The organism is Psychroserpens sp. NJDZ02 (assembly GCF_004843725.1).
Classification (GTDB): Bacteria; Bacteroidota; Bacteroidia; order Flavobacteriales; family Flavobacteriaceae; genus Olleya.
The window spans coordinates 1,810,434-1,823,747 of record NZ_CP039451.1 but is presented as its reverse complement, the minus strand read 5'-3'; the positions used below and the strand labels follow the sequence as shown (position 1 = coordinate 1,823,747).

The window sequence follows — 13,314 nt, the reverse complement described above, 5'->3', positions numbered from 1 at the left end:
GTTACTAGTTTTTAAATAATACGGCTACTGGTTTAATAGCGTCCTCAAATGATGTTTCTTGTGGGGCAATTGTCATTCCAGCTCTTAATTTACCAACACCAGACACAATAATCTTATCTTTCAAGTCTACTCCAGACTCTACAACATATAAATTATCAATTGTAGCTTTTATTTTCACTATTGAAGTCACCACTTTATTGTCTTCGCCAACTTTAAAAACCATTACATTCCCTTGTTGCTCATATGTTGATTGCTGAGGAATAATAATTGCATTCTCATACACTGTTGGAATTTGGATTGTACCACTATTACCATTCGTTAATAATTGGTTTGGGTTATCAAACACTGCTCTTAAACTTACCGTTCCTGTGTTTTTGTTAACTTGTCCAGTACTTGTTTCAATTTTACCTTTTTCAGAATAGGTACTTCCGTTTGCTAAAATCAAATTGATTTCGGAGTAATTAGCTAATTTCTCCTTTAAGTTTTTACCTTTTGCATTTTGCAAGAAGTCTAAATATTGCGCTTCGTTTAAACTAAAAAACGCATAGACTTTACTAATATCACTTACACTAGTTAAAGGCGTTGGATCTGCAGGACTCACTAAAGCACCTTCTCTATAATTAATAGCACCAACATAGCCATCCACTTGACTTCTTATTGTACCATAACCAATACTTGCAGACACACTACTATAACTAGCTTTTACTTGTGCCAAATTAGCTTTTGCTGTTTCTAGCTGCACAGGACTAATAATATTTTTTTGTACTAATGGAACTAACTTATCAACTTCCACTTGCGCTGCATTAACACGCGCTTTTGCTGCTCCAGCATCTTGATTTAAAGACTGTGTTTCTAATTTAAATAACACCTGACCCTTACGTACTTTTTGACCTTCGTCAACCATTACTTTTTGGATATAACCAGAGACTTTTGCTCTTACATCACTATTAACTATACCTTCTAAATTTGTTGGATATGCTTTAAAACCAGTTACGGTTTTAGTTTGTAGTTGTGTCACAGGAAAAGGTGAAGCTGGCGCTTGAGCTGCCGCAGGAGCTTCTTGTTTTTTACCACAACTTAAAATGACTAAAAACACACTCAGTGCAAGTAACGTTACTATTTTATTATGTTTCATTTTTTACTTAGTTTAAATATCGAATTGATTGTCTGTAATTTTTATTCTTAAATCTTTAATAGAAGCACTAGCTTCGTCTATAAATTTGATGTAATCATCATGAAAGTTTAAATCAAATTTTTCATCTTCCTTTTCTATTTTAGTGTTATTAATAGTCTCCTTATAATCTTTAATTTCTAAATGTATTATTCGTTCTTCGTCCCAATGGCTTACCATTTTATCAATATGTTGAATAATAGTATCTTTTTTAATTATAAAATACTTTTTACGATCTCCTGTTTTTGTGAAGTATTGAATCTTGTTTAAATCCTGTAAATGATTAAGGTGTGTAGAGATAGTACTTTTACTTGCGCATAAAACGGTTACCATATCTTCAAACGTAGTTCCTTTTTTACCCGTAAGAATTATATAAGCCAATATACGAGCAGCCACAGGAGCTAATTGCTCTCTATTTTCTAAATGCACGCCTAGTTTTTCCACTAACGCCATTTTTTCTTTGCAGATCTCTTCTTTCATTTCTAAACAATTTAATTTCTGAAATTTTGAACATAGCATCTGTTAATGCTATATGCTCTGCAAATCTATAGATTAGTTCGGAACTAACCGAACTAACCGAAGTTAAAATGTTGTTAAATAAAAAAGCCAACTATTAACAGTTGGCTTTTAAAGTATATAATATTGAGGTTTAGACTATAAGGCTGATTTAAATTGCTCTAAAAATCTAACATTGTTTTCACTTAATAAACGTATATCGCTAATTTGATGCAATAACATTGCTATACGATCGATACCTACACCAAAAGCAAATCCAGAATATTCTTCTGCATCAATACCACAATTGGTTAAGACATTAGGATCCACCATACCACAACCTCCAATCTCTAACCAACCAGTACCTTTGGTGATTTTGTGATCAGTTTCTGTTTCTAATCCCCAATACACATCTATCTCGGCACTTGGCTCTGTAAACGGGAAGTATGACGGACGCAATCTAATTTTAGATTTCCCGAAAAGCTCTGTTGTAAAGTATTGTAAGGTTTGTTTTAGGTCTGCAAAACTGACATCTTTATCTATATACAACCCTTCCACTTGATGAAAGAAACAATGAGATCGTGCAGATATTGCTTCGTTACGATACACACGGCCTGGTGATATTGTACGTATTGGTGGTTGGTTATTTTCCATATAACGTACTTGTACAGAACTAGTATGCGTACGTAATAAGATATCCGGATTGGTTTGCACAAAAAAGGTATCCTGCATGTCTCTTGCTGGATGGTATTCTGGTAAGTTAAGTGCTGTAAAGTTGTGCCAATCGTCTTCTATTTCTGGACCTTCGCTAACATTAAATCCAATATTAGAAAAGATATCGATGATTTGATTTTTTACGATAGATATTGGGTGACGTGATCCAATAGTTATTGGCTCTCCTGGCCTTGATAAATCCCCACTGGTACCTTTGTCTTCAGTATTACTTTCAAATTCTTCTTTTAAAGTGTTTACTTTATCTTGAGCTGTATTTTTAAGCGTATTAATAATCTGGCCAAATTCCTTTTTTTGGTCGTTTGCGACATTTTTAAGCTCTCCATAGAATTCTTTTAACAATCCTTTGGACCCTAAATATTTTATACGAAACGCTTCAACCTCTTCTTTGGTTTGTGCTTTAAAGGCGTCTGCTTCTGCTATAAGTTCTTTTATCTTATCTATCATAATCTTCTAAATGATTGGCAAATTTATGAATTTTATCGTGATTTGCGTTAGCGATGGAGGCATTTGTTGAAGCTCTTTTATTTGCCAAAAAGCAAATTAAAAGCGACTGCCGATAGCGCGACCCTTGTGGTAACGCCCAAAAATTATTTAATATATTGGGTTTCCAAAAAGTAATTAACGATTGCTTCTTTCATTAAAACACTTTGTTCTCCTGCCTTTAGGTTTGGTAATTCTCCTATCGTTTTATAGTGTGGCCAGCCATCTTCATCTACAAACTCAAATTCATAATACCCGTAAGGCACCAACAATTTACAGATTGCAATGTGCATTAAATCTAGTTTGTGATCCTTTTTAAATGTGCGCTCCAACTGTCCTAACTCTTGCACGCCAATTAAATAAATTATTGCATCTAAGTCTAGTGTGTCTCCGTCTGCAAATTGGTTGGATAGCTTAGTCACTATCTCCTGCCATCTCTCTTTTAACTGTTCGTCTCTTGCCATAATAATTTTAAAGTCGCAAAGTTAATTTATATTTGCCTAAAATCTAACTTTATGGCTGTAATTGATATTGTTTTAGGTGCTTTACTATTATTTGGTTTAGTTCGCGGATTGTTTAAGGGACTTTTTGTTGAGCTAGCATCGATTGTAGCATTAATTGCTGGTGTTTATGGTGCTATTCATTTTAGCTATTTTGCTGCCGAATTTTTAATGGATAAAACCTCTTGGAACGAGAAAACAATTAACACGACTGCGTTTGCTATAACTTTTGTGATTATTATTCTGGTGATTAGTTTAGCCGGAAAAGCACTAACAAAGTTAGCAGATTTTGCTTCTTTAGGAATTTTAAACAAACTACTAGGCGCTTTGTTTGGCGCACTTAAAATAGGTTTGATTTTAAGTGTTTTATTAATTGTTTTTGATAAAATGAATAACGCCATTCCATTTGTTCAGGATGAGGATATTGAGGATTCTATGTTATATGCGCCCGTAAAATCTTTGGCGCCAATGATATTTCCTAGTATTATTAAGTCTGATGAGGACAACGAAGAAAACGAAGACGATCAAATTATTGATCCTGCTGAACCTACTGACGAGTCTGAAGCTTAAGGATTAATCTAAGTGATAGATTTCCATAATGTCTTCTAAATAGTGATCAAAATCTATTTTTAAGTCAATTAACTTACCCGTATGCACATTAAATACCCAACCGTGTACTTTTAAATCTCTATCTCTATAGGCTTTTTGTACTGCTGCTGTTTTTAACAAGTTAACACATTGCTCTTTAACGTTAAGCTCAACCAAACGGTCATACTTTTTCTCTTCGTCTTTAATGGCATTTAATTCGTCTTTGTGTATGCGATACACATCACGGATATTACGTAACCAAGAATTTAAAATACCTAAATCTGCAGATTGCATCGCCGCTTTGACTCCTCCACAAGCATAGTGTCCACAAACGACAACATGATTAACTTTAAGGTGTACTACCGCATATTCCACAACAGACATAGCGCTTAAGTCATTACCAGAAACCATGTTTGCAATGTTACGATGCACAAACACTTCGCCTGGACCTAATCCCATTAAATCTTCGGCTGTTACACGACTATCACTACAGCCAATATAAAGTAATTCGGGACTTTGACCTTTACCTAGGTTTTCAAAATAGTCCTTATCTATAGCTAATTTTGTCTTAACAAATTTATCGTTGTTATCAAACACTTTTTTAATATCCATAAGACAGTTATTTAAAATTGGTCTTTCACATTATCCTTAACCCATTGTAAGCAGGAATTAAAATCTTCAAAAATATGTTCTTTTGGAATTAAATCAGGAATGATATCAATACGCTCCATCATATATCTTGGTTGCGTTAATAGATTAACAAACAAGACGTCCATGTTTTGCTTTTTTAAGTCAACCAACACATCCTCCATTGCATATAAACCAGATTGATCCATGTACGGCATACGTCCTAATCTAACAACAACAGTTCTTGCTGTACTTGGTATTTGCTTTGCTAGTTGTTGAAAATCTGAAGTAGACCCAAAAAACAAAGGGCCTTTAATATGCTTTATAAAGACTTCTTCTTCCAACGCATCAGGAAAGTCAACTTCGTCCGACCACGCTTCTTCTTTTAACGGTTTAACATCCGAGCTTTGGGCTGTTAAATCTCCAATTTTTTTCATGAATAACAACGAGGCAATTACTAAACCAATTCCTACCGCATATATTAAATCCCATGTACTTGATAAAACTAACACGATTAACATGATAAGCACTTCCGAACTGAGTTTGATGGGTCCAATTTTCATGTCTTTTGGTAATGACGGAATAGCCTTTAAGCCTTTATAATCCATGACACCAATACCTACTGTAATTAATATACCCGCTAAAACTGCAGCCGGAATTTTTGAAGCTATTGGACCAATAGCTAACAAAATAAATAACAGCATGACAGAAGCGATCATACCAGACAAACGCGTGCGTCCACCAGCATTAATATTTACAACAGTTCTAATCGTTGCACCTGCACCAGGAAGACCTCCAAAAATAGAAGCGATACTATTACCTATACCTTGACCTATTAATTCTTTATTTGGATTGTGTTTTGTTTTAGTCATATTATCCGCAACCACACTAGTTAGCAACGAATCTATCGCACCTAAAAGCGCTAAAGTAATCGCTGTAAAAATATAAGGTGTAACACTTGCTAAGTCAAAACGTGTAAAAATCTCGAGGTTAGGTTTTGGCAGACCCAAAGGGATTTCTTCTATTGTCCGATACCCTAACTTAAAACCATAAGCGACACCAGAAACAACGATTAATGCAACCAAAGCACTTGGTATTTTAGTTGTTATTTTTTTAAAACCATAAACTATAAAAATGGTTGACAACGCTAGAGCTATTTCTAACCAATTAATTTGCTGTAAAGCTCTTGGTAACACTTTTAATGTCCCTAAAACCCCAGATGCTTCAGCTTTTGCTAACGTTTTAGATTCTTTATCAATATCGTCTTGTTGTAAATCCCCTGCTTTTTTAATGGTTTCTTTAAAATTCTCTAAAACCAGAACACCTTCTCCAGCTTCTTCTTTTAATATATTTTGTAAAATCAACTCTTCTGCTTGCGGCTTAAACTGCGCAACATATTCTGTATCTTCTTTTGGATAATAACCAATTGATGGCAATATCTGAGTGACTAATATAATTACACCAATAGCCGTCATAAAACCAGACACAACAGGATAAGGTATGTATTTAATGTACTTACCAAAACCTAATATCCCTAATCCAACTTGAACTAATCCAGCTAATAAAAATACAGAAAGAATATATGGTAAAGCTTTAGTGACATCGCCATCGTGAGTTGCAATAATACCAGCAATTACCACCATACTAACTGCCGTCATTGGAGCTGTTGGCCCAGAGATTTGGGTTGGAGTACCACCAAAAAAAGCGGCAAAAAAACTGATAAAAATAGCACCATACAGACCTGCACTAGGTCCTAAACCAGACGAAACACCAAATGCTAATGCTAAAGGCAAGGCAACAATACCTGCTGTTATACCACCAAATGCGTCTCCTTTAAAATTGGCAAAAAACTTCTTCATAGTCCTAAAATTATTTTATACTAAATTAACATTTTTTCTAAATAATAAAAATTTAGATTCTTGTACTACCCCTTAATTAACAGTAAATTATAAGCGTAGACTTGTTTAAAAATTAACAAAAGCCATGATGTTAATTTGATCTCTACTAGTTGTTTCAAAAAACTGATTCATATACCCTAATTCTAATCGTAATTGCTTCGAAAACTGATACCCGAAACCTCCATACATCCTGTTTCTATCAAATATTGAGCTTTTAGTGTTTAAAAAAATCTCATTATAAGCTGAAAGATACAATGGATTATTACCATCTGCATTATTTTGAAGTGGAATTTTCAAGCCTAAAAAATACCTAAAACGCATCTTGAAATCGGCTTCTACAAAACGTTGTTCAAACCTGTATCGATGACTTAAACTTAGTTTCCCTAAGTTTTGTTTTGTGGTAAATTGTTGAAAAATTCGATGTTCATTTACCGACACTTTCTCGTGCGTATTACCCACATAGTTTTCAGAGAGAATGTAACCATAACCTAATAACAAGTTGTTATTGTTTTCGGTTAAATTATAACCTAATCCTATTCTTAACAACAATTGTTCTAAATCGCCAATAGCATCATAGTTTCTGTATTGGACTTCATTATGAATGTTCCAACCATTTTTAAGATCTTTACTACCAATATAGATCAGCCAGTTTCCTAAACTGCTATCCTGGCTTAGCCCATAAAAAGGCAACACCAGCGATAGTGCTAGTGTTGCGATTATATTTTTCTTTTTCAATTTCCTCATTCTCATCCAAGTATGCTACTAATAAAACGATACTGCTCCTGTATTAATATCATACATAGCACCAACAATTTTAATTTCACCACTCTTTTCCATTTCTGTTAAAATTGGACTTTCAGCATGAATACGGTCCATCGTTAACTCGACATTTTTCTTTGAAACTTCATCTACAAAAGCTAAATTTTTAGACGTACGTAAACTTTCATCTTTAGGTTCTGATACTGCATTTACAGCAGGAGTAATTTTCTGGATTAACTTAGTAAGATTACCCATTTCTACGTGATCACAAGCCCCTTTAATAGCACCACAACTTGTGTGACCTAAAACCACAATTACTTTAGTTCCTGCTAATTTACTAGCAAACTCCATACTCCCTAAGATGTCTTCGTTTACAAAATTACCCGCTATACGCACACTAAAAACATCACCTAAACCCTGATCAAAAACCAACTCTGCAGAGACACGAGAGTCTATACAGCTTAATATTGTAGCAAATGGAAACTGCCCTTCACTTGTATCATTAACTTGCTCTAAAAGGTTACGGTTTGCTTTTAAATTATTTTGAAACCTTCCATTACCTTCGACTAAAAATTGTATCGCTTTATCTGGAGTCATTGTTGACTGAGTTTCTCTTGTATGTGCTTTCATATCTCTTTGCTTTTTTAAATTATTATAATACTACCTAGGCAGTATTGTTGTATTTTTTCCTATTAGTAATAACGACACATTAAGTCTGCTGATTACTTTTTTAATACTGGTATTGGATTTATCTTGTTTCGAATTATCAAAACACATTAAATTAATATTACTTTCTGACGCATATTTTGAAACATTATCGACTGCCTTGCTTCCTTTTTCAAATACATATTCCGTTGTTTTGTCCGTTATATTATTTTTAGACTGCGTCTGATTTGTTACAATTTTAAATGCTTTTATCGGCTGACTTGTTTTATTTACAAAGCCTTCGATAAAATCGGTAGTTATACTTTGATCGGTAGTATTTAAAACACCCAAAGTAACATCCTCATTTGGTTGTAAAGCGTGCTGTTCTGCAGCAATCATTATTGCCCCATTATATTTTTTTAAAACAAAACCGGTGATATTATCACCCATAAAATTGAGTGTTTTAGATTTTCGTCGACCTAAAACAATCATATCTGGCTGATAGTCGTTAATATACGTCTCAATTTCGTGTTTTACATTACCAATTACAACCTGATAGTTAACATTTTGCTTGAAATCTTCCTGAATAGGTCTAATTAAGCCTTCAATCTTCTTGTTAGTCGCAATATGATTCTCATTAATTGCACGCATTGCAGACAACTGACTTTCTCTTTCGACAATATCAGTAGGTTTTTTAACATGTAATAAGGTAATGTCTCCATCCATCATTTTAGCCAAACTTACCGTGCTTTTTAATTGTAACGCTGTGGACTTATTTAAATCTGAAAGCACCAATATTTTATATTTATTGTTTTTCATGATTTTAAGTTTATGCAGATACTGGTCTTAGTTTAAAAAACTCTATAAAACTATCTGGATTCTCCACGACACCACGCTCTGAAGTTAACTTAATATTAATGTTACGCTCTTTGGCTTTAAAAGCGAAATCTTCTAAAATTTCGATTATATCGTTATCCAAATATCGTGTTTTTCTAACATCTAATTCTAAAGACGTATCTCTTGGTAAGCTATCAAGTTCTTTTAAAATCGCTCCTTTATTAAAGAACGTTACCTCTTCAGCAAAAGTCATTTTTATTATATGCATACCGTTGCTTTTATCTTCAATATTTAAAAAGTGTGAGTTTTGGTAACTCTTAATTAATATGACAACAATACCAACTAACAATCCTAAACCAATCCCCCATAATAAATCAATAAAAACAATACCTAAAACAGTAATTACAAATGGTACAAATTGTTTCCATCCCATGTCATACATCTTTTTAAACAATCCTGGTTTTGCCAACTTATATCCTACAATTAAAAGGATGGCCGCTAAAACAGATAGTGGAATCATGTTTAATAATTTTGGTATTAAAACAACCGAAATCAACAATAAGAACCCATGAAAAATAGCGGATAATTTGCTACGTCCTCCCGATTGAATATTAGCCGAACTACGTACGATTACTTGCGTAATTGGCAAACCTCCAACTAAACCAGAAATAATATTCCCTGTACCTTGCGCTAATAATTCTCTATTAGTAGGCGTTACATTTTTATCTGGATCGATCTTATCCGTTGCTTCAACACATAATAAGGTTTCTAAACTTGCTACTAAAGCAATTGTAAACGCAACAATCCATACATCAGGATTTGTAATTGCACTAAAATTAGGAAACCTAAACTGACCTAGAAAGGAATCTAAATTCTCTGGAATTGGCACGCTTACTAAATGCGTTTTTTCAATTCCTAAATTAGTATCTTTTGTCACAACAAAATAAATGATACCTACAACTACTGCCACTAAAGGACCTTGTATTATTTGAAAAAATTTACCTTTTTTAGACAACACTTTATCCCATAACAATAAGATAGCTAAACCAATAAGACCAACAAGTAATGACCCTATAGTAATATGGTCAGTAATATTTAAAATGGCCGAAAATGTATTTTCTCCCGACAACTCAACAAAACTATCAGCACCTTCAGGCTCTGAATCGTATCCAAAAAAGTGAGGGATTTGTTTTAAAATAATTATAATTCCAATACCGGTTAACATTCCTTTAATTACTGAAGACGGGAAATAATACCCAATAACACCAGCTTTTAAAACTCCAAATACGATTTGAATAATTCCACCTAAAACCACTGCAACCAAAAAGTTTTCATAACCCCCCAGTGATACAATTGCTGTTAATACTATTGCCGCCAATCCCGCAGCCGGACCACTGACTCCTATTTTAGAACCACTTAAAGCTCCTACTACAACCCCTCCTATAATACCGGAAATTACTCCTGAAAAAAGTGGAGCATTACTGGCCAGAGCAATACCTAAACATAAAGGTAACGCTACAAAAAACACGACTATACTCGCTGGTAAGTCATTTTTTAATGTTTTAAACATGTATAAATTCATTTGCACCACTGCGGAAACGCAATGGTTATTTTAGTAATTTTTGTGTGGACAGATTTGTCCTATTTGAAAAAGATCACTAAATGAATTCGGGAGGTGGGAATAATAAATTCTGATGTGGTTTTGGGTAACTTTTGAAGCAATACCCTAAGTTATCCGTCTTTTTTGAAGTTTCTAAAAAACTATCTTCTAGATTTTCTAAAATAAAAGCGAGATTTAAGTTTTTGTTTTCTTCCTCTTCTTCTGACAAGCTATAAAAGACAGAGACATCCACAGAATCGTCCATAACAACAATAATTGATGGTGCTGTTATTAGCGCCAAAAATAATATTGTAAAGAAGATGGATACTGCTTTTCTGTGCATTTTTTTACTTTGAGAAAAGCAAATATATAACTTCAGACTCAGTTAACTGTTAAGGAACAATTAAAAATTATTCAACATTTTAATATCCTTTGCATTAATCCAACCTATTTTTCCATCTAAAAGTTTAATTTTTCGCCAGTCATTTATGGTATCTAAGACCAAAACCTTGGCGCCTTCATGTAAGACAAAAGCATCCTTACCATCCGAGTTAGGCTCGGTTTTGACTTCGCTTTTTTGTGCGAATACAATTGCTGGATTATCTTTTGTATCTAGTGCTTGTTTCTGAAATGCTAAGCCTACACTACATAATGATAAAAATAAAAACACAAAACTTAAAATAAAAGATCCCCGTTTACTTTGCGTCCCATGTGTAAAATAATACACTAAAAACAATGCAATAAACAAAACCATCAATACTATGGCTAATTTTGCCCAATTATCAAACGTCAATATCTTAATTACCTTATTAAAAAATCTAGATAAACCTAATTCTGGAACTGCCTGAATCGCATCCACGGTCATCTTTTTGGCGTATGCTCTATTGTTTAGGATATCTTTATCTTCCGGTTTAAGCTGTAGTGCTTTTTCATAATAATAAATACTTGGCGCAATATTATTTAGCTTATAATGTGCATTTGCAAGATTATAATAGACCTCTGCCGAGTGCTGTTTGGTCTCTAAAATAGATTCATATTTTGCAATGGCTTCATCAAACTTAGCATCGTTATATAATGCGTTTGCTTGCTCAAAAACAGTTTCGTTTTGCGCTGTTAAGCTTCCGAAGAAAAAAAAGAGTATGTAAATTATGTGCTTCATTATTATAGGTTTCCGCTTAAGCGAAAGTAGAAAAAACAGGTTATGTAATTTGTTTATCAATGAGATTAATTGTGGTTGCCGACTTCTCATAATCTTGTTGCATGGTTACAGTAGTAATAGGTGTATAACGTGCTAAATCACAATTTTCAAGTAGGGCTTCAAAATCTGTTATTACAACGCCTTCTACCCCTCTTTCTGTTAACAAACTGGTTATTTTATCCTTACTTAAATCGGAAGTCTCTATACTTAATCGTCCTTTTAAGTAATTATGTAATGCTTTTTCTAATGCGATATAAAAAGCTTCCTTTTGTCCTAATGCTTTTTTAGCCGCGCTTAAATATTTTTTAGCAAGTCTGTCCGCTTTTCTTTTTCTGTTACCAGAAACATCTGCGTCTCTTTCGTCACGTTTTCTTCTATATAATAGTGCTAGAGGAATAGCTAATAAAGGCCCTAGCAAACTTGTCCAGAACATAGGTGAATTTAAAAATGCTTCTTTTTCTTCTAAATCAAAACTAGTTTCTGTTTTTATAGAAGCAAACTGATTAGCATCTAAAGCTGTCACTTGTTCTCCACTACCTGCAATTGGTAAATTATTATCCGCCTCTGCATAAATCGGTCCTTCTATAACATTAATAACAATGTCTTGAGACGTTATTTCTTTATACGTTTCTGTTTCTAAATCAAAGTAAGAAAAACTTATTGGAGGTATTGGAAACTTACCTTTATACTGTGGCACAATAGTATACGTATCAGAAATCTGACCTTGCATTCCTGCTGCATTTGTTCTGACATTTTCTAAATGCTCAGGATCGTACACTTCCAACGTACTAGGTGTTGTTAATTTTGGTAATTGAAATAACTTCAGATTTCCTCTACCTGACACTTCTATTTTAGCCTGTAGAGACTCTGTTGCATTCAAACTATTTTTTGAAGTCGTTACATTAAATTGAAAATCTCCTACAGCTCCTGTAAAATTAGCAGGCTTACCTGCTTCCGGTAACGCTTTTACATTTATAGTTCTAGTATTAGCTGAAATTGTTCTATGGACTTGATTTGACACTTGTCTGCCATAAATATCACGTCTATTAGTTGGCACATCCACTGTGATATCTAAACTTAAAGGCTCTATCACTAAAGCGCCCGTTTTTTGTGGATATAACACTGTTTTTCTTAAAGTGACAAAACGATACTCCTCACCTTTATACGTCCCATTTTGTATTCTAACACCTCTATCATCAATGCTTTGACTCCAAAACCCATTAAACTTAGGACTTTCAAGCTCTCTATAATTACTAATCCCCGTTCTTGGTGCTACATATAATTTATAAACCACTGTAATAGGTTCATTTAAATAAGGACTACTTTTTGAAACCTCTGTAACCAAATGAATATTTTCCTGTACAATATAATCTGGATCGTTAGGATTCTCAGGTTTTTCTTGTGCTTTTGTAACCTTTATTGTTATTGCTGTGGTTTGAAAATCAACACCATCAATCTCTATTTTAGCCGGGTTAATTGTAAACGTCCCCATCTTTTTTGGCGCTAAAAAATAACTGTAAATTTTTGTAAATTTACGTCGTTTTCCATCCCACGAATTACTCACGGATTGATTAGGCCCACCAACGACAATAAAATCTGAAAAACTTGGAGGCGTAAAATTATCTCCGTCCCTATTCATCTGAAAATCGATACGTAAGCGTTCATTTAAAGCTAACCTTTTCTTACTCACTTTCGCCTGAAAAGTAACAGCATCACTATCCTGTGCCATTACTAAAGTAGTGGAGCACGTTAAAAAAAGAACTACTATGTATTTTAATACT

At 33.8% G+C, this 13,314-nt stretch carries 14 protein-coding genes; 1 reads left to right on the top strand and 13 read right to left on the bottom strand.

What is annotated here, in order from left to right:
• Positions 1–4: 4 nt before the first annotated feature.
• The 4 genes from E9099_RS07935 to E9099_RS07920 form a co-directional block, all read right to left on the bottom strand.
• A complete protein-coding gene (locus E9099_RS07935) occupies positions 5–1,135 on the bottom strand; it encodes an efflux RND transporter periplasmic adaptor subunit (protein ID WP_136583126.1) in 1,131 nt (376 codons plus the stop codon).
• 12 nt (positions 1,136–1,147) lie between these two features.
• Complete coding sequence (locus E9099_RS07930; protein ID WP_136583125.1) at positions 1,148–1,651, bottom strand: GbsR/MarR family transcriptional regulator; 504 nt, start codon at positions 1,649–1,651, stop codon at positions 1,148–1,150.
• A 174-nt stretch (positions 1,652–1,825) separates the two neighbouring features.
• Positions 1,826–2,845, bottom strand: a complete 1,020-nt coding sequence (gene pheS / locus E9099_RS07925) for a phenylalanine--tRNA ligase subunit alpha (protein WP_136583124.1) — start codon at positions 2,843–2,845, stop codon at positions 1,826–1,828.
• A 143-nt stretch (positions 2,846–2,988) separates the two neighbouring features.
• Positions 2,989–3,345 (bottom strand): hypothetical protein, encoded by a 357-nt coding sequence (locus E9099_RS07920; RefSeq protein WP_136583123.1) that lies wholly within the window; start codon positions 3,343–3,345, stop codon positions 2,989–2,991.
• 51 nt (positions 3,346–3,396) lie between these two features.
• On the opposite strand from E9099_RS07920, the gene E9099_RS07915 reads away from it, so the two are divergent.
• Positions 3,397–3,951, top strand: coding sequence for a CvpA family protein (locus E9099_RS07915; protein ID WP_136583122.1), 555 nt, complete (start codon positions 3,397–3,399; stop codon positions 3,949–3,951).
• A gap of 3 nt (positions 3,952–3,954) precedes the next feature.
• On the opposite strand, the gene E9099_RS07910 is transcribed toward E9099_RS07915, so the two are convergent.
• The 9 genes from E9099_RS07910 to E9099_RS07870 all read right to left on the bottom strand — a co-directional run bounded on the left by E9099_RS07910 (position 3,955) and on the right by E9099_RS07870 (position 13,262).
• Positions 3,955–4,581, bottom strand: a complete 627-nt coding sequence (locus E9099_RS07910; RefSeq protein WP_136583121.1) for a carbonic anhydrase — start codon at positions 4,579–4,581, stop codon at positions 3,955–3,957.
• Positions 4,582–4,592: 11 nt separating this feature from the next.
• Positions 4,593–6,455 carry a SulP family inorganic anion transporter gene (locus E9099_RS07905; RefSeq protein WP_136583120.1) on the bottom strand — a complete coding sequence of 621 codons (1,863 nt, stop codon included), beginning with the start codon at positions 6,453–6,455 and terminating at the stop codon, positions 4,593–4,595.
• A 105-nt stretch (positions 6,456–6,560) separates the two neighbouring features.
• Positions 6,561–7,238, bottom strand: coding sequence for a DUF2490 domain-containing protein (locus E9099_RS07900; protein WP_136583119.1), 678 nt, complete (start codon positions 7,236–7,238; stop codon positions 6,561–6,563).
• A gap of 18 nt (positions 7,239–7,256) precedes the next feature.
• The gene (locus tag E9099_RS07895; RefSeq protein ID WP_136583118.1) at positions 7,257–7,883 is read right to left on the bottom strand and encodes a carbonic anhydrase family protein; all 627 of its coding nucleotides are present in this window, start codon (positions 7,881–7,883) and stop codon (positions 7,257–7,259) included.
• A 30-nt stretch (positions 7,884–7,913) separates the two neighbouring features.
• The gene (locus E9099_RS07890; RefSeq protein WP_136583117.1) at positions 7,914–8,717 is read right to left on the bottom strand and encodes a universal stress protein; all 804 of its coding nucleotides are present in this window, start codon (positions 8,715–8,717) and stop codon (positions 7,914–7,916) included.
• 10 nt (positions 8,718–8,727) lie between these two features.
• Entirely contained in the window at positions 8,728–10,305 is a 1,578-nt protein-coding gene (locus E9099_RS07885) for a SulP family inorganic anion transporter (RefSeq protein ID WP_136583116.1), read from the bottom strand.
• Between the two features lie 88 nt (positions 10,306–10,393).
• Entirely contained in the window at positions 10,394–10,678 is a 285-nt protein-coding gene (locus E9099_RS07880; RefSeq protein ID WP_240788974.1) for a hypothetical protein, read from the bottom strand.
• Between the two features lie 60 nt (positions 10,679–10,738).
• Positions 10,739–11,494, bottom strand: a complete 756-nt coding sequence (locus tag E9099_RS07875; protein WP_136583115.1) for a tetratricopeptide repeat protein — start codon at positions 11,492–11,494, stop codon at positions 10,739–10,741.
• Between the two features lie 40 nt (positions 11,495–11,534).
• Positions 11,535–13,262, bottom strand: coding sequence for a BatD family protein (locus tag E9099_RS07870; RefSeq protein ID WP_317130653.1), 1,728 nt, complete (start codon positions 13,260–13,262; stop codon positions 11,535–11,537).
• Between the last annotated feature and the right edge of the window lie 52 nt (positions 13,263–13,314).